We start from the raw sequence: 24,395 nt of genomic DNA, 5'->3' as shown, positions 1-24,395 counted from the left end.
CTGGAGGAATATAATGAAAAAAATAGGTGCATTGCTGGTTCTCTTTCTTTCCGTAATTGCTCTTGTAGCATGTTCTACTGGAAAAAAAGACACGGCCACAAGTGACCACAAATTAAAGGTCGTAGCTACAAATTCAATTATCGCTGATATTACTAAAAATATCGCAGGAGATAAGATTGATCTTCATAGTATCGTTCCTGTAGGACAAGACCCACACGAGTACGAGCCACTACCAGAAGACGTCAAGAAAACTTCGCAGGCCGACTTAATTTTCTACAATGGTATCAACCTTGAAACAGGTGGAAATGCCTGGTTTACAAAATTAGTTGAGAATGCTAAGAAAACTGAAAACAAAGACTACTTTGCAGTTAGTGAAGGCGTTGATGTCATCTACCTAGAAGGGGAAAATGAAAAAGGGAAAGAAGACCCACACGCTTGGCTCAATCTTGAAAATGGGATCATCTATGCTCAAAATATTGCTAAGCAACTCATCGCCAAAGACCCTAGCAACAAGGAATTCTACGAAAAGAATCTCAAAGAATACACTGAAAAACTAGACAAGCTTGACAAGGAAGCCAAAGAGAAATTTAACGCTATTGATGCTGACAAGAAACTCATCGTAACCAGCGAGGGGTGCTTCAAATACTTCTCTAAAGCTTACGGTGTACCAAGTGCATACATTTGGGAAATCAACACTGAAGAAGAAGGAACACCTGACCAAATCAAGACTTTGGTTGAAAAACTTCGCCAAATGAAAGTTCCATCACTATTTGTTGAATCCAGTGTCGATGATCGTCCAATGAAGACTGTTTCACAAGACACAAATATTCCAATTTACGCACAAATCTTTACTGACTCAATTGCTGAAGAAGGTAAAGAAGGTGACAGCTACTACAACATGATGAAATACAATCTTGACAAGATTTCTGAAGGTTTAGCTAAATAATCATTTTAAAAACGTCAGTCACCATGAATTGGCGTTTTTAAAATGATTCAAAATCCGGTCAAATTATTGGAAAACTCTGAACATTTAATGTAGAATGAAAGAAAAAAGATTGGAGTAGCTTATGACTACATTCCTTGGAAACCCTGTTACGTTTACAGGAAAACAACTACAAGTAGGAGACAAGGCACTTGATTTCTCTCTCACAACGACTGACCTCTCTAAAAAAACACTGTCTGATTTTGAATGCAAGAAAAAGATTTTGAGTGTCATTCCTTCTATCGACACTGGTATCTGCTCACTTCAGACTCGTCGCTTTAACCAAGAATTGGCTAGCTTAGACAACACTGTTGTCTTAACGGTGTCTATGGACCTCCCCTTCGCTCAAAAGCGCTGGTGTGGTGCTGAAGGAATTGAGAATGCCATCATGCTCTCAGACTACTTCGACCACTCCTTTGGACGCGATTATGCCCTCTTAATCAATGAATGGCATCTGCTTGCACGCGCAGTTTTTGTGCTCGATACCGATAATACCATCCGCTACGTCGAATACGTAGACAATATCAACAGCGAGCCAGACTTTGAAGCCGCTATTGCAGCTGCAAAAGAACTCAACTAAGTCCAGCTCTTGTAGCAATAGAGAGTGGGGCAGAAATCGGTAATTCGTTAGAATTCGATTTCGTCGTCCCACCTCCGCACAGTTGAGTAGGGCTGTAAAAGCTGATGAAATCAGCGTAGTAGAGTCCACTCAACCACTGCGTCTTGCTCGACAATCCAAAGAAAATTGAGAGGCTAGGACTTTTGTCCCAGCCTCTTTTTTGGTATACTAGATGGAGATAATAAACAAGGAAATACGAATGACACCAAATAAAGAAGACTACTTAAAATGTATTTATGAGATTGGCATGGATGTTCCTAAGATTACCAACAAGGAAATTTCTGCTCGAATGCAGGTATCTCCTCCAGCTGTAACTGAAATGATTAAGCGCATGCAGTCTGAAAATCTCATCTTAAAAGATAAGAAAAAAGGATACTTGCTAACCGATATTGGGCTAACACTTGTATCAGAACTTTATCGTAAACATCGTCTGATCGAGGTTTTTCTGGTCCACCATCTAGACTATACCAGTGACCAAATTCATGAGGAAGCTGAAGTATTAGAACATACTGTTTCAGACTTTTTTGTGGAAAGATTAGAAAGTATGCTAGGTTTCCCAAAAACTTGCCCTCACGGTGGTACCATTCCTGCTAAAGGAGAGCTGTTGGTTGAAATCAACAACCTACCACTATCAGAAACCAAAGAAGCTGGAACCTATCTCCTGACTCGCGTTCACGATAGTTTTGATCTCCTAAAATATCTGGAAAAACATGCCATCAATATCGGAGACAAACTCCAAGTTCAACAGTTTGATGATTTCTCTAATACCTTTACTTTGATTCACAACAATGAAGAACTCTTGGTAAGTCTAGAAATCGCCAAACAGCTCTATGTTGAAAAAATTAACTAAATACGTCACAAAAAAACCAAGCTAACAAGCATGGTTTTTCTTATTTATTTTTTGTATCAAGGATGATAGTTACCGGCCCATCATTGACCAGTTCTACCTGCATATCTGCTCCGAAGACACCTGTTTCAACGGGAACCTCTTTGGCTAGTTCCTTGTTAAAATTTTGATAGAAGGCCTCAGCCATATATGGTTTAGCGGCGCCTGTAAAGGCTGGACGATTGCCTTTTTTGGTATCAGCAAACAGAGTGAATTGAGAGATGGAGAGAATTTCTCCTTGGATATCCTTAACAGATAGGTTCATCTTGCCTTCGTCATCCGAAAAGATCCGCATATTGACCAGTTTTCTGACTGCATACTCCATATCTTCTTTCTGGTCCTCAGGTCCAACACCCACTAGGAGCAAGAGGCCTTGTTTGATTTGACCATGAATTTGTCCCTCAATAGAAACCTGAGCTTGCTTGACTCGCTGAACGATGATTTTCATAGAAATCCTTTCTGACTGTATCGAGCATACTTAACCATTGGTCCGTTTGACTGAGTAGACTTCTGGTACACTCTTAATTTTATCAACCACCGTTGTCAACATTGAAAGGTTAGAAATTCCAAAGGATACATGGATATTGGCAAATTTCATATCCTTGGTCGGTTGGGCATTAACCGAAGAGATATTCTTAGTCGTGTTTGATAGGACTTGCAAGATATCATTCAAAAGACCAGAACGGTTGAGTCCATAGATATCGATATGAGCCATATATTCCTTGGTTGAGAATTGGTCTTCCCATTCAACATCTAGCAGACGTTGCTCATAATTTTCCTGTGAACGAAGGTTCATACAGTCCACACGGTGGATGGCAACTCCGCGACCCTTGGTAATATAACCAACGATATCATCACCTGGAACAGGGTTACAACATTTGGCAATCCGGACCAAGAGCCCAGAAGCACCTTGGATGACAACTCCACCCTCATGCTTCACCTTAAGCGTGTCCTTGTTCTCTACCTTGACTTCGCCACCCTTGACCAGTTCTTCTGCTTCTGCCTTAGCCTTGGCACGCTCTTCTTCACGACGTTCTTTTTCCGTCAAACGATTGAAGACAGTAATGGCTCCGATTTCTCCAAAACCAATGGCTGCAAAGAGAGCTTCTTCTGTCTTGTAGCTGGTTTTTTGAAGAACTTCATCCATGTGACGCTTGTCCATAAATTTATTGGCCACATAGCCGTTTTCTTGGAGCTGACTAATCAGCATTTCACGGCCTTTATTGATGGATAATTCTTTATCCTGATTTTTAAAGAATTGACGAATTTTATTGCGGGCCTTGCTGGTCTTAACCATATTGAGCCAGTCACGGCTTGGTCCAAATGAATTTGGATTGGTGATGATTTCAACCTGGTCACCCGTTTTCAGCTTGGTAGTCAAAGGAACCATACGGCCATTGACCTTGGCACCAGTTGCTTTTTCCCCGATCTTGGTATGAATCTCATAGGCAAAGTCAATCGGTCCAGAATCCTTTGGAAGAGAACGAACCGCTCCGTCTGGAGTAAAGACATAAATCTCTTCTGCCAGATAGTTTTCTTTGACCGTATCTACAAATTCCTTGGCATCATCCGCCTGATCTTGGAGTTCCATCATCTCCTTGATCCAGTTCATCCCAATGGCAGATTCTTTGCTATTAACTTGGCCTTTCATTCCTTTTTTGTAGGCCCAGTGAGCCGCAACCCCGTACTCAGCAACCTCGTGCATTTCCTTGGTACGGATCTGGAACTCAATTGGTCCTTTTGGTCCATAAACAGTCGTATGGATAGACTGGTAACCATTGGCTTTACGATTGGCAATATAATCCTTGAAACGTCCTGGCATTGGTTTCCATAGCTCATGAACGTAACCCAACATGGCATAGACATCACTCTGAGTATCTAGGATACAGCGAATGGCAATCAGGTCATAGATCTCCTCAAAGCGTTTTTTCTTGTCCTGCATTTTACGGTAAATAGAGTAGATATGCTTAGGACGACCATAGATTTTTCCTGTAAGATTGCGCTCAGATGAATACTCCTCGAGTTTCGTCACAACTTCATCGACCAAGGCTTCACGTTCTTGACGTTTCTCCTTCATCATATGAGTTATCTTGTAAAACTCTGTCGGATTGAGGTAACGGAAGGAAAGATCCTCTAGTTCCCACTTAACACTTGAAATCCCCAGACGGTGAGCAAGTGGTGCGTAGATTTCCATGGTTTCTCTGGAAATTCGTTCCTGCTTATCTTTACGAAGGTGATTAAGGGTTCTCATGTTATGCAATCGGTCAGACAGTTTGACCAAGATAACACGGATATCCTCTGACATAGCCATGAGCATCTTGCGGTGGTTTTCAGCTAGCTGCTCTTCTATAGACTTGTATTCGACCTTACCAAGCTTGGTAACACCGTCTACAATCACTCGAACATCATGACCAAACTCGCGCTCTAAGTCATCCAAAGTAGCATCTGTGTCTTCTACCACGTCATGCAAAAAACCACAGGCAACAGTGACAGCGTCCAACTTGAGCTTAGCCAAGATACCTGCTACCTGGATAGGGTGGATAATGTAGGGTTCGCCAGATTTACGACATTGACCACAATGGCACTCTACAGCATAAACCAAGGCCTTATGGACAAAAGCCACATCTTCTTTCGATAAATATTTTTGCGTTAAAGCGACGACTTCATCGCCAGAATAAATTACTTCTTTTGGCATGCATACTCTCCAGTTCTTCCTACCATTTTAACACTTTTTAGTCAATAAGAAAACTAGTAAAGTCTCCTTCTATCCGAGTTTCTAAACTTTATAAAAAAACACTACTAGAAAAACTCTAGTAGTGTTGTTTTAATTCAAATCTATCTTAGTAAACTGTCTTTTCAGTTTCTACGTCAAAGAAGTGAGCTTTGTTCAAGTCAAATCCAAGTTCCACAGTTGCACCAGCTTGCAAGTAGTCACGTGCGTCAACCTTAGCAACGAATTCATCTTTACCAACTTGGCAGTATAGGTGAGATTCTGAACCAAGCAATTCTGATACAGAGATAGTTGCTTTCACAACTGATTCTGGGAATGTTTCAAGGAAAGCAGGTTCTGCGTTCACATCTTCTGGACGGATACCGAAGATCAATTCTTTACCTTCGTAACCTTTATCGCGAAGAACTTTCAAAGCACCTTCTGGAACTTTCAAGTTAAAGGCGTCACCAACGATGTGGTCACCGATCAATTTAACGTTGATGAAGTTCATAGCTGGGCTTCCGATGAATCCTGCTACGAATTTGTTAACTGGGTTTTTGTAAACTTCTTGAGGAGTACCGATTTGTTCAACACGTCCGATAGTACCAGTACCAGCAGGGTTTTTAGTAGCTGACATGATAACGATACGGTCTGCAAGTGTCATCGCTTCTGTTTGGTCGTGAGTTACGTAGATAGTTGTAGCTCCGATACGACGGTGGATTTTAGCGATTTCAGCACGCATAGATACACGAAGTTTTGCATCCAAGTTTGACAAAGGTTCGTCCATCAAGAATACCTTAGCATCACGGACAATAGCACGTCCCATGGCAACACGTTGACGTTGACCACCTGAAAGGTCAGCTGGTTTACGATCCAAAAATTCTTTCAAACCAAGAATTTCTGCTGCTTCTTGTACACGTTTGTCGATGTCTTCTTTGCTGTATTTACGCAATTTCAAACCGAAAGCCATGTTATCGTATACAGTCATGTGTGGGTAAAGAGCGTAGTTTTGGAATACCATGGCGATGTCACGGTCTTTTGGAGCTACGTCATTGACAACAACGCCATCGATAGATGCAGTACCTTCTGTGATATCTTCAAGACCTGCAATCATACGGAGAGTAGTTGATTTACCACATCCTGAAGGTCCTACGAAAACGATAAATTCTTTGTCTTTGATGTCCAAGTTGAAGTCTTCAACTGAATAGTGCTCGCTGTTTGGATATTTTTTGTAAATGTTTTTAAGATTTAATTCTACCATTTCGGTGAACTCCTTTTATTTTTGATAGTTTTATTATAAATGAAAACGCTTTACATTTCTATGGCAAGGTGACCAAAAAAATAAAAAAGTTCTGTGCAACTTGCACAAAACTTTAAATAATATCTGGTAAAATCAATTGATAACACAAGGTCAAATCTGTCAGTTCTTTCAACTGAAGCCCTGTCAACTCTTCCCATTTATCAATCTTGTATTGGAGAGAATTGCGGTGCAAATACAGTTGTTGTGCTGTTTTAGTTAGGACTGCACTATTTTCCCATAAGGAGAGAATGATTTCCTGAATTTGATCCTGATCCAAAATCATCTGGTGGAGATAATCTTTTATCAAGCCAAGATCCACCATTTGTTCACCCATACTCCAAAGGTAAAGTTGAGAAAACGTATGGAATCCTTGGTGGCCTTGACGCCACCAGTTTTTAAATAAGTCACGTTCTGCTTTGATGAGATCTGTCAAACTCTGATTTCCTGTTTGCGACCAGACCTGCCCCAGCATGATGGACAGACGAACCCCGAAGTCATACTCTACGGCTTCCAAGGTATCCATCAAGATTGAGCGAACAGAAGTATATTTGGCCTGTTGGAGAACAAATAGGTAATCCTGAGCTCCCACCTGAAGCACTGTCTCGCAATTAGGAAAGAGGGTTCTCATCATATCCAACCAAGAAGTTAGGTTTTCCTGTTGGTAATAAGAAAGGTGACAATAGACAACTTGTAGCTTTTTAAAACTTTGCGGTGCTTGTCCCTTGCCCTCAATCAAATAACTATACCAAGGATTGAGCGAGATCGTTTGCTCCTGCTGGGTTAAGAGAGCTACCAACTGTTTCTCACGTTCGCTTAGTCCAACTTCCTCCAGTAAAATCCACTGTTGCGAGGAAACTGGCAGCGTAAGAAAACCTTCCTTATCAATTGGCTGATCTACGATTTGAGCTTGTGGAAACCAATCTAGTAATTCTTTTGCAATCATTCCTAGCCCTCCACTTTTTGGATACACCAAGAAATCAAGGTTTCTAGGCGCTCCACATTTTCAGTCATATGAAGATAACCCATGACCGCTTCAAAACCTGTAGACATACGGTAGGTCACTACATCTGCGTTCTTTGCCTTGGTATGACTATTGGTATTGCGACCACGTTTATAGATTTCTTCTTCCTTTTCCGTCAGGACTTCTTCTTCTAACATAAGGGAAATCAAGCGTGCCTGAGCCTTGGCCGACACATACTTGGTTGCCTCTTGGTGGAGTTTATTGGGCTTGGTCATGCCTTTTAGGATGAGGTGACGTCGAATATACATAGAATACACCGCATCTCCTTCAAAGGCTAGAGCAATCCCGTTAATGAGATTGACATCAATCACGTGTCCACCTCACTCCATCCTTGGTATCCAATAGCTTAATCCCTTGAGCAGCCAATTGGTCACGGATTTGGTCAGCTGTCGCAAAATCACGATTGGCACGCGCTTCTTGACGTTTTTGAATCAAGGCTTCAATCTCTTCATCCAAAACTTCCTCGACAAAAACAATACCAAAGACCTCTAACATAGCCGCAAGAGCTTCCTTAACCGCTGCATCATAGTTGCCTGAGTTGATCCACTTGGCCATTTCAAAGACGACTGTGATACCATTTGCTGTATTGAAATCCTCATCCATTGCAGCTACGAACTTATCTTTAAAAGCTTGCAACTCCTCCGCATCTACAGTTCCAGTAAATGGTTGCTCATAAGTGTTCTTCAGATACTTGAGATTGGTCTCAGCATCGCGCACAGCCTTTTCCGTAAAGTTGATAGGTTTGCGGTAATGCTGAGTCGCAAAGAAGAAACGAAGCACTTGGCCATCAATGGTCTTGAGGGCATCATGCACGGTGATGAAATTCCCCAATGACTTGGACATCTTGACATTGTCGATATTGACAAAGCCATTGTGCATCCAGTAGTTAGCAAAGGTCTTACCTGTTTTGGCTTCTGACTGGGCAATTTCGTTGGTGTGGTGTGGAAACTCAAGGTCAGCTCCACCACCGTGAATATCGATAGTATCGCCCAAAATCTCCGTTGACATAACCGAACATTCGATATGCCATCCCGGACGACCAGGTCCCCAAGGACTGTCCCAAGAAATCTCTCCTGGTTTTGCAGATTTCCAAAGGGCAAAGTCCACAGGATTTTCCTTACGAGCCGTTTCTTCATCGGTACGACCTGAAGCTCCTAACTCCAAGTCTTCTAGGGTTTTATTGGCTAACTTAGCATAGTTATGGGATTTTTCCACACGGAAGTAGACATCCCCTTGACTCTCATAGGCATAGCCTTTTTCAATCAAGTCAGAGACAAAGCGGATGATATCCGCCATAAACTCCACTACACGCGGATGACGAGTCGCAGGCTTAACACCAAGAGCCGTCACGTCTTCACGGAAGGCAGCGATGTACTTATCCGCGACTTCTTGAGGTGTGATACCTTCTTCCTTAGCACGGTTGATAATCTTATCATCCACATCCGTAAAGTTAGAAATATAGGTAACCTCATAGCCACGGTACTCAAAGTAACGACGAATGGTATCGAAGGCTACTGTCGAACGGGCATTCCCTACGTGAATGTAGTTGTATACAGTTGGCCCACAGACATACATCTTAACCTTGCCGTCCTCGATTGGGACAAAATCTCGCAAATCACGAGACATGGTGTCATAGATTTTAATCACTCACTGACTCCTTTCTGTGTCTTGTTTATCGTAAAGAGTTGTTTCAATCCAACTCTCTAGCAATTACTAATGCTATATCAAAGAAAGTCATAGCATCTGCTTTTCTTTCTTCGTATCTTGCATCCCACTCATGATTATGATGGTCAACATAATCAGCTGTATAAAAAAATTGATAAACTTTTGCTTGTCGAAATTGTGCCCAAGCCATGATTGCTGAGGCTTCCATATCTACAACAGTCGCACCTGCTGCTAGTCTACGTTTGACCTTATCAGCTGTTTCACGATAGAAAGCATCTGTGGTCCAAGCCTTTGTTCGAATGTGCTCAATATCAGATTTGTTTAAAGCTTCTTCTATGGTTAGGAGTAGAGTTTCATCATAAGCTATCTCATCACTTGCAGGAGCGTAATGGTAACTTGTACCTTCATCACGTAGAGCTGAACTTGGTAGGATAATCTTATCTGCCTGAATAGACTGATCTAAAACTCCGCAAGAACCCAAAACAATAAAGTTCTTAAATCCTCTTGCTTTGAGTTCTTCTAAGAGTCCAACAACCATTGGAGCTCCAATCGTAGCTATAGCAACTGCTACCTTACTCCCATCTTTTTCATAGATATACCATGGAAATCTACCATTTAGATTGGTTAGATAACCACCTTCGTAAACATCTTCAAACTGCTTTACTCGTTCAACGATTTCTCCATTAAAAGATAAAATAATCGTATCACAGATTTCTCCACCACTAAGGAGGCTTCGATCAGTTGGCTCGATAACAGCAGGTACATTTTCAAATTCTTCTAATAGCATCGGCCTAACCTCCTAATTAAAGAGTCACTTCTCATTACAAACCAGACGATCTGTGGCTGGCTTCTCTCGCTTGCTCAAGTTTATTGACGTAGTATTCACGTTTTTCTTCGACTTCGTGAATGGTCGGTTCATCCTTTTGCCCATGTACTCGGACAATTTTAGCAGGAATGCCGACAACCGTTACATCGCTAGGAACATCTGCCACAACGACAGCAGCGGCACCGACTTTGGCATTTTCACCGATTTCTACAGGTCCGATAACTTGGGCATGAGCAGAGATAAGAGCTCCTTTACGAACGGTCGGATGGCGTTTGCCACTATCCTTACCTGTCCCACCGAGAGTCACTCCGTGGTAGAGAAGAACACCTTTTTCAACGATAGCTGTCTCCCCAATCACAAGTCCTGCTCCATGGTCAATAAAGACACCTGATTCGATCTGAGCACCAGGGTGAATCTCTATCTGCGTCCAAAAACGCCAAAACTGGCTGTGCATACGAGCTAAAAGCTTAAAGCCATGTTTCCAGAGAAAATGAGAGAGACGGTGAGCAGCCAAGGCTTTGACACCCGGATAGGTCAGCAAGACTTCCAAGGTAGTGCGAGCCGCTGGATCATTTTCTTTTACGATATCAATGGTTTCACGCCACCATCCCATACATTTCTCCTTTCTTATTCTGAGTCTTTTGGTGTTTCTGTAGTTTCTTTCTTAGGTTTGTGGTCCTTGTGGTGGTGACGAGGACGATCGCCATGACGATGACCTTTATCCCCTTTTTCTTCTGAACGTTCAGGTTTTGGCGGACGTGGCAAGAGTGCCTTCATAGAAGCGTCTACACGACCTTTTTCATCGATCTTAATAACCTTCACATCTACAAAATCACCAATTTGAACTAAATCTTCTACATTATTAGTACGAGTCCAAGCCATTTCAGAGATGTGTACGAGGGCATCTGTCTTGTCAAAGAGGTTGACAAAGGCACCAAATTTCTCGATACGAACAACTTTGGCATGGTAGACTTCGTCCACTTTAGCTTCACGAACTAAACCAGCAATGATTTCTTTAGCACGGTTGATAGCATCTTGGTCGCTAGAGTAGATAGATACGTTACCTTCTTCGTCGATGTCAATCTTAACGCCTGTTTCAGCAATGATCTTATCGATGGTTTCTCCACCTTTACCGATGACAATCTTGATCTTATCAACATCAATCTTAATGGTATCAATTTTCGGAGCAGTTGGAGCCAATTCTGGACGAACTTCTGGAATAGTTGCTTCGATCACATCAAGGATTTCAAAACGGGCTTTCTTGGCTTGTGCAAGAGCTTCCGTCAAGATTTCTGCAGTAATCCCTTGGATCTTGATATCCATCTGAAGGGCTGTAATACCATCGCGAGTACCTGCAACCTTGAAGTCCATATCTCCAAAGTGATCTTCCAAACCTTGGATATCTGTCAATACTGTATAGTTGTTGCCATCTGAGATGAGACCCATAGCAATCCCTGCTACTGGTGCCTTGATTGGCACACCACCAGCCATAAGGGCAAGAGTTCCGGCACAGATAGAGGCTTGAGATGAAGAACCGTTTGATTCCAAGACTTCTGCTACTAGACGGATAGCGTATGGGAATTCTTCCAAGCTTGGCAATACTTGAGTAAGGGCACGCTCTCCAAGAGCACCGTGACCAATTTCACGGCGACCTGGAGCACCGTAACGACCTGTTTCCCCAACAGAGTATTGTGGGAAGTTATAGTGGTGCATAAAGCGTTTCTTGTACTCTGGATCCAAACCATCGATGATTTGCGTTTCACCCATTGGCGCCAAAGTCAAGATAGAAAGAGCCTGAGTTTGTCCACGAGTAAAGAGACCTGAACCGTGCACACGGGGAACGAAGTCAACAACCGCATCCAAAGGACGGATTTCATCGACCTTACGACCATCAGGACGTACCTTGTCTTCTGTGATCAAACGGCGCACTTCTGCGTGTTCCATTTGTTCCAAGATTTCAGCTACATCACGCATGATACGGTCAAATTCTTCGTGGTCAGCATATTTTTCTTCGTAAACTGCTGTTACTTGATCCTTCACTGCTTGAGTTGCAGCTTCACGAGCCAATTTTTCTTCAACTTGAACAGCTTTTTGAAGGTCGCTGTTGTAGGCTGCGATGATTTCAGCTTGCAATTCAGCATCTACATGAAGCAATTCAACTGCTGCTTTTTCTTTACCAACTGCCGCAACGATTTCTTCTTGGAAGGCAATCAATTCTTTGACAGCTTCATGTCCTTTGAGAAGGGCTTCCAACATGATTTCTTCTGACAATTCTTTGGCACCAGACTCTACCATGTTAATAGCGTGCTTAGTACCGGCTACTGTCAATTCAAGAAGCGATTGCTCTGCTTGTTCTTGCGTTGGGTTGATGATGATTTGGCCATCGACGTAACCCACTTGTACCCCAGCGATTGGGCCATCAAATGGGATATCTGAGATAGAAAGTGCCAATGATGAACCAAACATCGCTGCCATTGGTGCAGATGCATTTTCATCGTAAGAAAGAACAGTATTGATGACTTGCACTTCATTACGGAAACCTTCCGCAAACATTGGACGGATTGGACGGTCAATCAAACGCGCTGTCAAAGTCGCGTCTGTTGAAGGACGTCCTTCACGTTTCATAAAGCCACCAGGAAACTTCCCAGCTGCATACATTTTTTCTTCGTAGTTGACTTGAAGCGGGAAGAAATCCCCAGTTGCCATCTTCTTAGACATAACGGCAGCCGTCAAGACAGTTGACTCACCGTAACGCACCACAACAGAGCCATTTGCTTGCTTAGCAACCTGACCAGTCTCTACGATCAACTCACGACCCGCAAAAGTCGTTTGAAACACATGTTTTGTCATTTTAATCCCCTTTGGATTGATAAAATTATACGCCTTGCCTACAAAAATCAGGATACAAAGGGCGTTAAGAATCCCGTATGAAAATAGGAGATTGACGCAGTGTGCGATGCACATCAGGAAATCTATCTTTTTCACTAGGGATTTAGCCCGTGTTCAACTCCGAAATTACTTTAGATCTGATTCTTTAACTTACATCTCTTTGACATAGGATTAAGACTGCTTAAATATCGTTTATACCCTCATCTTTGTATCAAGTACGTACAGAGTCTATTTTATCATATTTTTCTTAAAAAGTACGGTCTTTTCTATAAAAAAGGAACCATTCTGCTATGAAAAGAAGAATGGTTTGCTTTTGATTATTTTAAGGTTGGTGATTGAACAAGGCATGGGTTGCTTGGTGGATGTACTGAGCAGTGTCTGCGTTGTTCATGGTGTAGAGATGCACACCTGCTACGTCTTGCGTTACCAAGTCCACGATTTGGTCTACTGCATAGGCAAGTCCTGCTGCTCTGAGTGACTCAGGGTCATTCTCATACTTGTCTAAGATGGCTTTAAACTTACGTGGGAGATGGATATTCTCACAAGTCTTCAAGAGACGAAGAGCTTGGTTACGATTGAGGATTGGCATGATACCTGCATGAATAGGAACATCAATCCCTGCCAAGGTACACTTGTCTTGGAAATCGTAGAAACGCTCATTGTCAAAGAATAGCTGAGTAACAAGACTTGAACAGCCTGCATCCACTTTTTTCTTGAGATTTTGGATATCTGAGATTTGGTTTGGCGAATCCGGGTGCCCTTCTGGGTAACAAGCTCCAACAATATCAAAATGCGGTGCCTGTTCATTGATAAACTCAATCAAATCTGTGGCGTAACGGAAATCCTTCTGTGGCTCAACACCTGGAATGATATCCCCACGCAAAGCCAAGATTTTCTGAACACCAACTTTATCCAAATCCGCAATGGTCTCAGCCACCTTATCCTTAGTCAAATAGATAGCTGGCAAGTGAGCAATGGTTGGGATCTCCAAATCATTTTGGATATAGTCTGCCAAACGAACCGTCGTCTCTTTGATATTAAATTTATTATTACTAGCAGTCACACTGATGAAGTGTGGTGCCAAGCCCTGCATGTCTTTCAGGGCTGCAATAATTTTGTCATTGCCTACTTCTGGGTTTGGAGGGAAAACTTCAAATGAGAGGGACGGTGTTTGACGTGACATATGTATGAACCTTTTCTAGTTGATTTCTTACTGATCAACCGTGTAGAGAGAACTGTCTTTTCTTACAATTTCTCACGCGCAGCTTTCGCAGCGTCTACAAGGCGGATCAAGCTTTCTTTCGTTTCTGGGATACCACGTGTTTTCAAACCACAGTCAGGGTTGATCCATACTTTCTTGCTTGGAACTTTGGCAAGGATGGCTTCGATTGTGTGGTCGATTTCGCCTTCGTTAGGCACACGAGGAGAGTGGATATCGTAAACTCCAGGACCCACTTCTGTCTGGAAGTTTTGAGCTTTGAGTTCGTCCAAGATTTCAAGATTTGAACGGCTAGCTTCAAATGAGATAACGTCCGCATCCATGTTGTCGATAGCTGGGATGATATCTGTAAATTCTGAGTAACACATGTGAGTGTGGATTTGTGTATCTGGTGCTACTGTTGAGTGTACCAAGCGGAAGGCTGGAATAGCCCAGTCAAGGTAGTCTTCGTACCAGTCGCTACGACGGAGTGGCAATTTCTCACGAAGAGCAGCCTCGTCGATTTGGATGATTTTAACACCTGCAGCTTCAAGGTCAAGAACTTCATCCTTGATAGCAAGAGCGATTTGAAGAGTAGAATCCTTGATAGAGATGTCTTCACGTGGGAATGACCAGTTAAGGATGGTAACAGGTCCAGTCAACATACCTTTAACAGGTTTGTCAGTACGGCTTTGTGCGTAGCTAGACCATTTCACAGTGATTGGGTTGAGACGAGTGACATCACCCCAGATGATTGGTGGTTTAACCCCACGCATACCGTATGATTGTACCCAACCATTCTTAGAGAAGAGGTAACCTGACAAGTTTTGACCGAAGTACTCAACCATGTCATTACGCTCGAATTCACCGTGTACAAGCACGTCAAATCCAACTTCTTCTTGCCATTTAATCCATTCATCGATGGTTTCAGCAAGGAAGGCATCGTATTCTTCTTGTGACAATTCACCCTTACGGAAGGCCAAACGTTTAGCACGAACTTCCTTCGTTTGAGGGAATGAACCGATAGTTGTTGTTGGAAGAGCCGGAAGTTTGAAGGCATCTTCTTGGATAGCTTCACGTTCAGCAAAGGTTGGCAAACGAGTGTAGTCTGCATCTGTCAATCCTGCGATACGAGCACGAAGTTCCGCATTTTCACCAACACGTTCAGCCGCAAAGAGTTCTTTGTTTGCTGCAAGAGCTTCTGCACCTTGACCGTTGCGGATAGCATCCAAGTCACGGATCTCATCCAATTTTTCAACTGCAAATGCAAAGTGGTTCAAGATAGCTGGTTCAAATTCTTCATTAGCAGTTGTAAATGGCACATGAAGAAGTGAACATGAGCTAGTCAAAACGATATTTTCTGCTGGGATTTGCTCAAGAACAGCCAAACTCTTTTCGTAGTTGTTGCGCCAGATGTTCTTACCATTGACAATACCTGCATAAAGAGTCTTGTCAGCTGGGAATCCACCTTTAACGAGTTCAAGAGTTTTCTTACCTTCAACGAAGTCAAGACCGATCGCATCTACTGGCAATTTCACAAGGTCAGCGTAGACGTCACGGACATCTCCGAAGTATGTTTGAAGTAAGACTTCAAGACCTTTCTTGTCAGCCAACAATTTGTTGTAAAGGTTCAAGAAGAGAGCTTTTTCTTCTTCTGTCAAATCTTTTACAAGAGCAGCTTCGTCCAATTGGATATGAGTTGCACCAAATTCAGCCAATTTAGCAAAAACATCTTGGTAAGCAGCTACTAAGCTATCTACGAAGTCTTCTGCTTTCACGCCTTCTTCATAGTCTGACAATTGAAGGAAAGTGAATGGACCTACAAGGACAGGACGAGTGTTAAGACCAAGTTCTTTAGCTTCTTGGAACTCATCGAAGATCTTGTGACCAGCCAATTTTACTTGAGTGTCTTTTTCAAATTTAGGAACGATGTAGTGGTAGTTAGTGTTGAACCATTTCTTCATCGGAAGGGCACGAACATCCCCTTTTTCTCCTTGGTAACCGCGTCCCAAAGCAAAGTAACGTTCAAGATCAGACAATTCCAAGTTTTGAACAGATGCAGGAACTACGTTGAAAAGGAAAGCAGCATCTAGGAAGTTATCATAGTGAGAAAAGTCATTTGATGGGATTTCAGTGATGCCTTTTTCTTTGACGATGTTCCAGTGTTTAGCACGCAATTCTTTAGCCGCAGCCAAGAGTTCTTCTTCTGAGATTTCTTTTCTAAAGTATTTTTCAGTTGTAAATTTTAATTCGCGGAATTCACCCAAACGAGGGAAACCGATAATTGTAGTTGACATGTTTTGTCCTCCAAAAATTGTTGTTGAAACTATCTTAACAGAAAAGAAACTGTCTGTATAATTGTAAAAAATTAGGCTTTGATATAGTTTGAAACTATATCTCAATTTAAAAGACAAAAAAAGATTTGGAGGAAATTCCCCAAATCCTTTGGTATATAAAGATTGATAGCCTTTCACACAAACAAAGTTCACAGTCCTAGATTCGCAATTAGGAGTCTGTCTATGGCTTGTTATTAGAAAAGACTATAGGTTGATCCCCTTATCACGGAGATTAGCCAGACACTCCTCATAGTAGGCATGGTCATGCTCACTATAGATAGGACTTTTCAGCTTTTCCTCTGCTAAGTCTTGATAAGGAGGGCAGGTTTTGCCGCGGTAGTTCTTGTCCAGCCACTCTGGACTGACATTGTAGCCACGGTCAGCCATCTCCTCCATGATCAAGCGATGATAGGCATAGAGACGATAGGGCGAGTGGGTAAAGACATAGTCAACCGTCGCATGCTTTCTGCTCCAGCCATTGCCACGCAGGGCGCAGCACTCTCGATGTTGCCCCAAGAGCTGAGGACGGGGAAGTTGTGAAATCAAAGCCTCATGCCAAAGTCTCATGGGAGTCTCCTTTCAGCAAGGTAGAATGTTGCAGATAAGCATTTGGGTATCGTTCAAGCAAATCTCTCGTCTGAGCAATCAAGTCTTCTTTGGTGGCATAACCAGAGTGATAACGCTCCAGTAAAAACATATAGTCCTTACGCTCAGCATCAGTCGCTTGCTTTTTAAAATAGCCCCAAATATGCTGAAAGGCATTGCAAACCTGACCCCTGTGCTCTGGAATCTGGCAGGCACGGTCAATCATCTCTTGAACCTGACTCACTTCTACCACTTCTTGCTTGAGATACTGGCGAATGTCCTTGTAAATATTGCTGGAATGGCTCAAAACAAGGTACTTATTTTCCGCCCAGAGTTGCTGACAAAGGGCACGTTGGTTGTTGTTTTCCATATTTCTCCTAACTTTCTACTAGTTCCCAGGAAATACGGAAACAAAGTTATATTTTAAAATTGAGCGAATTGTTTACGCCTATCACCCTTTAAAGTTTTTCAAAAACTCTTCAAGCTCAGCATCAGCTTCTGGTGTAGTTCCGTGGAGTTGACCGAGCATTTCAAGCAGGGAAGCTGTTTGGCTTTCGATTGCTTGATTTGTCTCGTTAATCTTGCTGACGATATCTGTTAGTGGCTCGACTTCTTCTTCCTCAAAGGTATCTACATAGCGAGGGATATTGAGGTTGTAGTCATTTTCGACGATTTCTTCATAGCTAGCCAGATGGGCAAACTTATCCATCTCCTCACGAGACTTGTAGGCTTCCAGAATCTTCTCGATATGAGCATCCGTCATGATATTCTGATTTTTCCCCTTATCAAACTCCTTAGAAGCATCGATAAAGTAAACATCACGATTGGTACGGTTCTTCTTGAGAATGATGACCGTGGTCGGAATGCTAGTATTAAAGAAGATATTGGCTGGTAGACCGATAACCGTATCAATAGCTCCTTCTTCTAACAAGGCCTTACGAATGGTCCCTTCCGCATTGCCACGGAAGAGAACACCGTGAGGAAGGACGATAGCCATGACCCCATTATCCTGCTTGAGGTGGTAATAACCATGTAGGAGGAAGGCAAAGTCAGCCTTGGACTGAGGTGCCAGTTTCCCAAAAGGAGAGAAACGAGGGTCAGCCATAAAGCCTGAACTTGCTGACCACTTGGCGGAGTAGGGAGGGTTCATGAGAACTCCATCAAAGTTGGTCGGTTCTTGAGTCGGCCAGTCTTCATCTAAAGTATCGGCATTGTGGAGAAATTGATTCTCAACAGGAACGCCGTGTAAGATCATGTTCATCCGAGCTAGGTTATAGGTCGAAGTATTGAGCTCCTGACCAAAGTAGACGACTGTCTGCGGTTTATGAGAGTATTTCTTGGCATTGAGCAAGAGAGAGCCTGAACCCATAGTCGCATCATAGATGGTAAAACCTTCCTGGTCTTCACGACCCAAAAAGGCAATCTGCGTCATGAGCTTGGCAACAGGCTGAGGTGTATAGAACTCACCAGCTTTCTTGCCCGAGTCAGTCGCAAACTGACCAATCAGATACTCATAGGCATCCCCCAGCATATCGCCAGCATGACCAGCCACATCTAGCACAGCCAACTCCTTCATGACTGCTGCTACCGTTTGATTTTGCTTTTGCGGAGTTGCCCCCAGCTTTTTAGAGTAGAGGTCGATATCTTCAAAGAGATTTTCATAGAGGTCGTCACTCTGCTCGATATCACGAAAACCCTGAGCCAGATCTTCCAGCTGGAAAGTTCCCTCATTGACACGCGCCACTAGAGCCGTAAAGGTCAAGTCTGGCTTGATGATATAGTTGAGCTCATCGTTCATGACAGAGACCAGATCCTCGTGGGTATCCGCATCCTCGTAGTAGTTGCGATAGACCTCAAGGGCATCCTCTAAACTATCTGTCCCCTCTTCCATAGTCTCCGCCACGAAAAAGAGCATCTTGTCTGACAGATACTTATAAAAGACCATACCCAAGAGATAGGACTTGTAGTCGTTGGCATCCATCTTAGAGCGGAGAACATCCGCTGAGTTCCACAGGGCCTGATAGAGCGACTGGGAAGTTTGTGTTGTTTCCATAATGTTTCTTTCTAAGTTATACAAATATTCTTCAAAAAGTGAGTGTTTAGAAATAACCAATCACTTCTCTTTCTACCGTTTGAATCAAGTCCAAAGGAATATCAGAGATAGGAAGTTGATAAACGATATTTTTTCGAGGGTTATAAAATCCAAGATTTTCGATAGAAAGGAAGTCAGGGTCAAAGGAATGTAAGCCCATGATGTAGTATACAAGGACTTGTAGTGTATGGTCTTTATTAGGAGCTGTTTTAGTCACCTTAAAATCCCATAATGTATCCTTGGTAAGAAAATCTCCATCACCCTTGTCAATCGTATCTGTATAACCTCCAAGAAAATGAAAGCCATCTTTCACCAAAGGACCATAGAGATCAAAGAAACAAAGGCTTCGCTCCACCATGATACAAATATTCTCTATCGTTTCTGCATCTACTATAATTTCCTCAAAAGGCTTATAATACTGCTTCCCTGCACGAAAGACGACATCAAAGGACGCTAGACGACACGCACTTTCTATCGATAAATCGTCCAATCCTGTCACCAAATCGAGCAGTGCTTCAGCTAGGTCTCCCATGCCCACCATCTGAGCTCCCAAGAGAGATATTCTGAAAGCATCACGGGCTTCTGTCCCTTTCATAAATCGGGTCAAGTAGTCCACACAAATCCCCACTAAACTAGGAGATACAGACTCTACCGGATGCAGAACTCTGTGGTCTTCAAACTGCTCTACTGAAAATAACTTGATAGGCAAGTAGCCACCTCGAGGTTGGTTAATTTCTTTGATACGTTGTGTTACAGATACCATGGTAACTCCTTTATGTATATAAATATACTAGCATCGATAAATCTTGTTCGGTATTCTTTTAATTTAGTAAACAATTACCTTAGTTTTGGCTTTCTTCTTGGTTTTTTGGATCTTGCTTCAATTTTATCAGCATTTTTCTTGTTTTCTAACAATTCATTATAAGCTGTCTTTTTAATAATCGTTTTGATTAGATTATCAAGTTCTGTATTTTCTGAGTAGTCAGCTGGAACAAAATAATCAATACGATTATCCTGAGTCATTTTGTGAACTTTTTTTCTGTCATTGGTTTTTGGATTGAATACACCGATAGAGTAGCCACCTCTTGTTTTGACTAGCTTCATACATGGAATATCTGTATCACTATCCCCTAGATAGACCATATTTCTAAAAGGAACTCGTAAATCACTTTCAGCAAAAAAATCGTTCACTGCATCGTCATTGACATCTAAAATACCTTTGGTAATTCTAAAAAGAAATTGAGTCTTATTGGTGTAGTTAACAACTTGAGCAGGCCAGACTGCAACCCCACTTTCATCACAATAAAAAGAAGTTGCATAAATTTTCTTAAAAGCACCATTTTTAGCTATTGAAGTCCCCTCTATCATTTCTTTCAAACCAGATGAAATAATATAGTGCTCAACAATAACTCCGTTTTCTTCACCATACTTTCGAATGCGTTCGAACCAGCTTTCGACTCCTGGGAATAGTTCTACCACTGAACCAAACTTGGCTAACTCTGTTTTTGTAAATAGGACTTTCCCTGCAGATTCTGTTTTCATCGTAAACATATAGGCAAGGTTCTTGTCCATATTATTAGCCTTGGCAAAACCATTGGATTTCTTCCAAAATTCACTGATTTCATACCCAAGCTTCTGTATAAATCCTTGGGCTTGCATATCATCAGGAGACAGGGTTTTATCAAAATCATAGCAAATTGCTACTACAGGTTTTTCTTCTTTCTTTAGAGTTTCTGATTTTACTTTTGACATTTTACTGCACTCCTTTTATATAAACATATCCTGCAATAGTTTCTTTTTCAGTGTTTCTAGCTGAGAAATTTTTTCTTGGTGAGAGTTGATGAGTTTATCGAGGTTTGAGAAATAGGAGCCGATGGCTTGTTGTTCAGCAAAAGTTGGGATAATAATAACAATATTCATAAAATCATCAAAACTAATATTTAACAATCCATCCATTCTCGCCCCTGATGAAATAAGTTTTCCTAATTCCCGATCTGGGATTTTTGTTGAAAACATTATTTCAATAAATTTTGCATCTGCAAGTTGATTAACTCTAAAACTATGATAAACCTTTGGAACAAGTGCTTCTTCATAATCCTGTAACTCAAAAACAACTCCATATTTTGCCAATTTTGAATTACCATGGTTATATGATAGTTCCCCTTTTTTTAACAGGGTATAATTCTTTTGTTCTTTTCCAGCAATATTAGCAGAAAATCGATCAATTTGATTCATCCAACCGCCAGAAGCAGAAATTGTTAAAGTTGGCAAATCCATTCTTCCATCATTACCCTGTACACGATGAGCAACATCTTTTAATTTAGACTTATTCCACTCACCTTCAAATCCATCCAAACGAATCTCAGGTACAGTCTGTCCAGCTTTTGGAAACATCTTGAAAAGCATGGTCGCCTTGAGAGATTGATAGTTGGCTAGATTATCTTTGTAACTTGCCAAAAGCTCATCAAGAGTGCGGAAGAGGGATCCGATGGCGGATTGTTCTTCTAATGATGAGGGAACACAAACCTTGAGATTTGATAAGGATTTTTGACTAACTCCTTTAGCAGTTCCTCCACTTGACAAAGAAGTTAATTCGTTAAATATTTTTGGGCTACGCAATAAAGTAGCTAAAAAATCTTCTCTAATTAAATCGTGCTTAACTTCAAAGGCAATCGTACGTTGACTTAGAATATACAAATCATCATTAGGAATCTGTGCAACATTTCCCATTGGTGCTTCAGTAGTAAAAACAACTTGCCCTTTATGAAGGTGATTATCTCCCATCCATCGATCATACAATTCTTGATTTCCATAATTGGCATCAGCATTGAAATCAATATAGCCATTCTTTACATTTAAAGCTGACAAAGCTAGAAAACCTGTGTCACTCCAACTTAACCCCAATTTTTTAGGTGTTCTTCCTCTGTAATCTATGATTTTATCTATGTTGGATAATAAAGGTCTTCTAATCCAATCTTTCTGTTCTTCACTAAAACTGATTTTAGGCTTCATTTTTCTCCTCAACCCTTATAACTCTCTGTCTAAAAATTGTTTTAACTTTTTTCTCAATTCATTATCTAGAATTTCTTTTTGTATATCTTCCTCAAAACTATTATGTTTTTTATTTAAGTCATATCTAAAAAGTAATGTAAAATAAATAGCTATTTGAATTGCAGATCCAATAAGCAAGAGAAAAATAACAAATAAGAATAGTATATAAATTTTACCCACCAAATTATATATATTTTCATTAAAAAAAGAAAATATAACTATAATAAAACTAGATAAAAATCCTCTATTAACTATTGAAACTAGTCTCTTATACTCCTTCGACTTAAGTTTTGATATAAGGGAATTTGTATTTGAACTTAATAAAAAACCGTATAAAGAAAAATAAATACCAATAAAAACTGTTGAGATGGTCACTAAATTCGCATTATTTGTATAGGCATTTTTGTAAAACCAATAATATAACTCTAAATAATTTCCTAAAAAAAGAGACACTGCAACAATTAACACAATTATAGTCGATAAACTCCACCAAAAATATTTATCAATAAATTTAAGCATGACAACATCTCCTTTCTAGTTTTGGATTTTTATATGCTATTTTCAGTTACAATATCAAATTCACTCTCATCAACAGACAACAAAGAACCAAATGAAAGATAATGAACATCCTTAATACGATTCTGATCGTCATAATAATGCGATGTCATTAAATTAGCTAATTTTTCAAAATCATCAGTCTTTGAAGATGTCTTTTCCTGAATATAGAACCCTTCTTTTTTTAAATCTATTTCAGCAGGTTCATGTGTTTCTGGATTTAAAAATTCAACTTTAGCTGATATTAAGTTATCATCTTCTGGGTTTAATAAATTCAATATTCTATAAATACGTTCTATGTCCATTTCTCTCTTATACCAACTTTTTTTAAATGCTACAGTAGTAGTATTTATATCTAATTCTTCAGAAACTTCAATCATATTACCAAATAATTTTTCTAATAGCGTTTTATTGCTATCGTTGATATTTGGAAACAAATTTGACAATTGAAAACCTTCATTTTTAATTTGAATCACGATTGATTTGATACTCTCAGAAGCTTCTATCAAAGGTTTTAAACTATCTGTTTTCAAAGGCTCGAATTTCACCGAATATTTAACATTAGGAACTTTACTCTTTATAAAACTTGATAAGTACTCCCCAATTTGATTGATTGAAGGACCCAAAAATTTTCTTTCCATCAAAAAGAGATGTGAGGTGGGAATAACTAAACAAACACTAGGTTCGAAAAGGTCTCCATCAATTTGTTTAATTTCTTCTTCACCTATTTTTCCCTCATATGGTTTTTCACTACGATATTTACCAATCCAAACTGTTCTATTTCTAGGAAGGTATTCGTACCCTTCTAATGATGATCCAGTTGTTGCCTGATGTAATGGAATTCTACTATTATTCATAAACATCGTATGCTGACTCCCTAATTTTACAGTTCTTTCTATAGGAGAAGATACTCGAATTATATCAATTAATTTAGACAAATCATAATCTGTCTTCTCACCATTTCTACACAAAAAAACATTAAAATATTGAACTTTCATTTACATTAATCTCCAATTATTTTACAATCACTAAATTATCATTTTTATAATCTATGCGTCCTTCTATCTCAACATTTGGAATAAAGACATTGAAATTCAACTCTTCATTTTGCTCACAACTACTTCTTATATGGATACCTCTTGGTATTTTCTCCTCAGAATTACAGTATATTAAGTTAGCTCTGTATTTTACCACTGCATCTGGGGTTTTATTTTTAATTTGATATACAATATAGTTCTCGAAGTAGGTTTGATTATGGCCCCATTTGGCCGTATTATGATTACCCTGATTTGACCATTTTGTTTGCTTATATATATTTTTTTTATTCTTCTTACTAGTATTAAAGCGGGTCCCCTTAAAAAGCTGCCTCCCTAAAATATGGCCAGCATCAAAACCAGAACCCTTAAACGGAGATGTCCCTTTTGGACCTCTCCCTCTAACTTCTCTTATCGTTTTTAAAGATATGATACCATTTCCTCCAGTTGGCAGATTGTCATTAGTATCAAAATTTTTCGGATGTCCAATGTCTATGTTAGAAAAATATTCCTTATTAATTGAGTTATCCATAACAAATGAGCCCATGCAATATTTCAACTCTTTTTCTGACTCCACACCTAACTCTTTTAGCATATCATCTGTAAAAAAATCAGAGAATAGTTCTTCTTTTGGATATTTACTCAT

Annotated in this window: 22 protein-coding genes and 1 pseudogene; 3 read left to right on the top strand and 20 right to left on the bottom strand. The window is 40.6% G+C overall.

Annotation, left to right across the window (positions count from 1 at the left end):
• Nucleotides 1-13 precede the first annotated feature (13 nt).
• The 3 genes from O3643_RS06160 (at nucleotide 14) to O3643_RS06150 (ending at nucleotide 2,451) form a co-directional block, all read left to right on the top strand.
• On the top strand, nucleotides 14-946 hold the full coding sequence (locus tag O3643_RS06160) for a metal ABC transporter substrate-binding lipoprotein (RefSeq protein ID WP_371500579.1): 933 nt from the start codon (nucleotides 14-16) through the stop codon (nucleotides 944-946).
• Between the two features lie 121 nt (nucleotides 947-1,067).
• The gene (tpx, locus tag O3643_RS06155; protein WP_371500577.1) at nucleotides 1,068-1,562 is read left to right on the top strand and encodes a thiol peroxidase; all 495 of its coding nucleotides are present in this window, start codon (nucleotides 1,068-1,070) and stop codon (nucleotides 1,560-1,562) included.
• A 238-nt stretch (nucleotides 1,563-1,800) separates the two neighbouring features.
• Nucleotides 1,801-2,451, top strand: a complete 651-nt coding sequence (locus tag O3643_RS06150) for a metal-dependent transcriptional regulator (protein ID WP_371500575.1) — start codon at nucleotides 1,801-1,803, stop codon at nucleotides 2,449-2,451.
• A 40-nt stretch (nucleotides 2,452-2,491) separates the two neighbouring features.
• Here O3643_RS06150 and dtd read toward each other — a convergent pair whose 3' ends face one another.
• The 20 genes and pseudogenes from dtd to O3643_RS06050 all read right to left on the bottom strand — a co-directional run bounded on the left by dtd (nucleotide 2,492) and on the right by O3643_RS06050 (nucleotide 24,395).
• Nucleotides 2,492-2,935, bottom strand: coding sequence for a D-aminoacyl-tRNA deacylase (gene dtd / locus O3643_RS06145; protein WP_371500573.1), 444 nt, complete (start codon nucleotides 2,933-2,935; stop codon nucleotides 2,492-2,494).
• Nucleotides 2,936-2,965: 30 nt separating this feature from the next.
• Entirely contained in the window at nucleotides 2,966-5,182 is a 2,217-nt protein-coding gene (locus tag O3643_RS06140) for a bifunctional (p)ppGpp synthetase/guanosine-3',5'-bis(diphosphate) 3'-pyrophosphohydrolase (RefSeq protein WP_016465541.1), read from the bottom strand.
• Nucleotides 5,183-5,327: 145 nt separating this feature from the next.
• The gene (locus O3643_RS06135; protein WP_004251267.1) at nucleotides 5,328-6,458 is read right to left on the bottom strand and encodes an ABC transporter ATP-binding protein; all 1,131 of its coding nucleotides are present in this window, start codon (nucleotides 6,456-6,458) and stop codon (nucleotides 5,328-5,330) included.
• A gap of 112 nt (nucleotides 6,459-6,570) precedes the next feature.
• Nucleotides 6,571-7,440 carry a helix-turn-helix domain-containing protein gene (locus tag O3643_RS06130; RefSeq protein ID WP_371500570.1) on the bottom strand — a complete coding sequence of 290 codons (870 nt, stop codon included), beginning with the start codon at nucleotides 7,438-7,440 and terminating at the stop codon, nucleotides 6,571-6,573.
• Nucleotides 7,441-7,442: 2 nt separating this feature from the next.
• Nucleotides 7,443-7,829 carry a Mini-ribonuclease 3 gene (locus O3643_RS06125; protein WP_004251273.1) on the bottom strand — a complete coding sequence of 129 codons (387 nt, stop codon included), beginning with the start codon at nucleotides 7,827-7,829 and terminating at the stop codon, nucleotides 7,443-7,445.
• Nucleotides 7,822-9,165, bottom strand: coding sequence for a cysteine--tRNA ligase (cysS, locus tag O3643_RS06120; RefSeq protein WP_371500568.1), 1,344 nt, complete (start codon nucleotides 9,163-9,165; stop codon nucleotides 7,822-7,824). The genes O3643_RS06125 and cysS overlap by 8 nt, the downstream gene beginning before the upstream one ends.
• Nucleotides 9,166-9,208: 43 nt before the next feature.
• Nucleotides 9,209-9,970 (bottom strand): nucleoside phosphorylase, encoded by a 762-nt coding sequence (locus O3643_RS06115; RefSeq protein WP_371500566.1) that lies wholly within the window; start codon nucleotides 9,968-9,970, stop codon nucleotides 9,209-9,211.
• Between the two features lie 34 nt (nucleotides 9,971-10,004).
• Complete coding sequence (gene cysE, locus O3643_RS06110; RefSeq protein ID WP_049494272.1) at nucleotides 10,005-10,622, bottom strand: serine O-acetyltransferase; 618 nt, start codon at nucleotides 10,620-10,622, stop codon at nucleotides 10,005-10,007.
• A 14-nt stretch (nucleotides 10,623-10,636) separates the two neighbouring features.
• Nucleotides 10,637-12,859 (bottom strand): polyribonucleotide nucleotidyltransferase, encoded by a 2,223-nt coding sequence (pnp, locus tag O3643_RS06105; protein ID WP_371500564.1) that lies wholly within the window; start codon nucleotides 12,857-12,859, stop codon nucleotides 10,637-10,639.
• 361 nt (nucleotides 12,860-13,220) lie between these two features.
• Nucleotides 13,221-14,081: a methylenetetrahydrofolate reductase [NAD(P)H] gene (metF, locus tag O3643_RS06100; RefSeq protein WP_371500562.1), complete on the bottom strand. Its 861-nt coding sequence runs from the start codon at nucleotides 14,079-14,081 to the stop codon at nucleotides 13,221-13,223.
• A 62-nt stretch (nucleotides 14,082-14,143) separates the two neighbouring features.
• On the bottom strand, nucleotides 14,144-16,393 hold the full coding sequence (gene metE / locus O3643_RS06095; protein ID WP_371500560.1) for a 5-methyltetrahydropteroyltriglutamate--homocysteine S-methyltransferase: 2,250 nt from the start codon (nucleotides 16,391-16,393) through the stop codon (nucleotides 14,144-14,146).
• Between the two features lie 243 nt (nucleotides 16,394-16,636).
• Nucleotides 16,637-16,999, bottom strand: coding sequence for a TIGR02328 family protein (locus O3643_RS06090; protein WP_371500558.1), 363 nt, complete (start codon nucleotides 16,997-16,999; stop codon nucleotides 16,637-16,639).
• Nucleotides 16,983-17,387 carry a YbgA family protein gene (locus O3643_RS06085; protein WP_371500556.1) on the bottom strand — a complete coding sequence of 135 codons (405 nt, stop codon included), beginning with the start codon at nucleotides 17,385-17,387 and terminating at the stop codon, nucleotides 16,983-16,985. Before O3643_RS06085 ends, O3643_RS06090 begins: the two co-directional genes overlap by 17 nt.
• A gap of 81 nt (nucleotides 17,388-17,468) precedes the next feature.
• Nucleotides 17,469-19,070: a type I restriction-modification system subunit M gene (locus O3643_RS06080; RefSeq protein ID WP_371500554.1), complete on the bottom strand. Its 1,602-nt coding sequence runs from the start codon at nucleotides 19,068-19,070 to the stop codon at nucleotides 17,469-17,471.
• 46 nt (nucleotides 19,071-19,116) lie between these two features.
• Nucleotides 19,117-19,872, bottom strand: coding sequence for a hypothetical protein (locus O3643_RS06075; protein ID WP_371500552.1), 756 nt, complete (start codon nucleotides 19,870-19,872; stop codon nucleotides 19,117-19,119).
• Between the two features lie 89 nt (nucleotides 19,873-19,961).
• Nucleotides 19,962-20,861: pseudogene (locus O3643_RS06070) on the bottom strand (HAD family hydrolase); the annotation flags it as partial.
• A gap of 15 nt (nucleotides 20,862-20,876) precedes the next feature.
• Complete coding sequence (locus tag O3643_RS06065; RefSeq protein ID WP_371500550.1) at nucleotides 20,877-22,121, bottom strand: restriction endonuclease subunit S; 1,245 nt, start codon at nucleotides 22,119-22,121, stop codon at nucleotides 20,877-20,879.
• Between the two features lie 15 nt (nucleotides 22,122-22,136).
• Nucleotides 22,137-22,679 (bottom strand): hypothetical protein, encoded by a 543-nt coding sequence (locus O3643_RS06060; RefSeq protein ID WP_371500548.1) that lies wholly within the window; start codon nucleotides 22,677-22,679, stop codon nucleotides 22,137-22,139.
• 29 nt (nucleotides 22,680-22,708) lie between these two features.
• Nucleotides 22,709-23,713: a hypothetical protein gene (locus tag O3643_RS06055; protein WP_371500546.1), complete on the bottom strand. Its 1,005-nt coding sequence runs from the start codon at nucleotides 23,711-23,713 to the stop codon at nucleotides 22,709-22,711.
• 16 nt (nucleotides 23,714-23,729) lie between these two features.
• Nucleotides 23,730-24,395: a hypothetical protein gene (locus tag O3643_RS06050; RefSeq protein ID WP_371500544.1), complete on the bottom strand. Its 666-nt coding sequence runs from the start codon at nucleotides 24,393-24,395 to the stop codon at nucleotides 23,730-23,732.

It is taken from the genome of Streptococcus sp. 20925_1_44 (assembly GCF_041432435.1).
GTDB classification, from domain to species: Bacteria; Bacillota; Bacilli; order Lactobacillales; family Streptococcaceae; genus Streptococcus; species Streptococcus infantis.
The sequence above is the reverse complement of the archived record's forward strand: the minus strand, read 5'-3'. Positions and strand labels throughout refer to the sequence as shown.

Coding starts and splice junctions, on each gene's coding strand:
- O3643_RS06160 (WP_371500579.1), top strand. CDS start 14: ATGAAAAAAATAGGTGCATTGCTGGTTCTCTTTCTTTCCGTAATTGCT.
- tpx (WP_371500577.1), top strand. CDS start 1,068: ATGACTACATTCCTTGGAAACCCTGTTACGTTTACAGGAAAACAACTA.
- O3643_RS06150 (WP_371500575.1), top strand. CDS start 1,801: ATGACACCAAATAAAGAAGACTACTTAAAATGTATTTATGAGATTGGC.
- dtd (WP_371500573.1), bottom strand. CDS start 2,935: ATGAAAATCATCGTTCAGCGAGTCAAGCAAGCTCAGGTTTCTATTGAG.
- O3643_RS06140 (WP_016465541.1), bottom strand. CDS start 5,182: ATGCCAAAAGAAGTAATTTATTCTGGCGATGAAGTCGTCGCTTTAACG.
- O3643_RS06135 (WP_004251267.1), bottom strand. CDS start 6,458: ATGGTAGAATTAAATCTTAAAAACATTTACAAAAAATATCCAAACAGC.
- O3643_RS06130 (WP_371500570.1), bottom strand. CDS start 7,440: ATGATTGCAAAAGAATTACTAGATTGGTTTCCACAAGCTCAAATCGTA.
- O3643_RS06115 (WP_371500566.1), bottom strand. CDS start 9,970: ATGCTATTAGAAGAATTTGAAAATGTACCTGCTGTTATCGAGCCAACT.
- cysE (WP_049494272.1), bottom strand. CDS start 10,622: ATGGGATGGTGGCGTGAAACCATTGATATCGTAAAAGAAAATGATCCA.
- pnp (WP_371500564.1), bottom strand. CDS start 12,859: ATGACAAAACATGTGTTTCAAACGACTTTTGCGGGTCGTGAGTTGATC.
- metF (WP_371500562.1), bottom strand. CDS start 14,081: ATGTCACGTCAAACACCGTCCCTCTCATTTGAAGTTTTCCCTCCAAAC.
- metE (WP_371500560.1), bottom strand. CDS start 16,393: ATGTCAACTACAATTATCGGTTTCCCTCGTTTGGGTGAATTCCGCGAA.
- O3643_RS06090 (WP_371500558.1), bottom strand. CDS start 16,999: ATGAGACTTTGGCATGAGGCTTTGATTTCACAACTTCCCCGTCCTCAG.
- O3643_RS06085 (WP_371500556.1), bottom strand. CDS start 17,387: ATGGAAAACAACAACCAACGTGCCCTTTGTCAGCAACTCTGGGCGGAA.
- O3643_RS06080 (WP_371500554.1), bottom strand. CDS start 19,070: ATGGAAACAACACAAACTTCCCAGTCGCTCTATCAGGCCCTGTGGAAC.
- O3643_RS06075 (WP_371500552.1), bottom strand. CDS start 19,872: ATGGTATCTGTAACACAACGTATCAAAGAAATTAACCAACCTCGAGGT.
- O3643_RS06065 (WP_371500550.1), bottom strand. CDS start 22,121: ATGAAGCCTAAAATCAGTTTTAGTGAAGAACAGAAAGATTGGATTAGA.
- O3643_RS06060 (WP_371500548.1), bottom strand. CDS start 22,679: ATGCTTAAATTTATTGATAAATATTTTTGGTGGAGTTTATCGACTATA.
- O3643_RS06055 (WP_371500546.1), bottom strand. CDS start 23,713: ATGAAAGTTCAATATTTTAATGTTTTTTTGTGTAGAAATGGTGAGAAG.
- O3643_RS06050 (WP_371500544.1), bottom strand. CDS start 24,395: ATGAGTAAATATCCAAAAGAAGAACTATTCTCTGATTTTTTTACAGAT.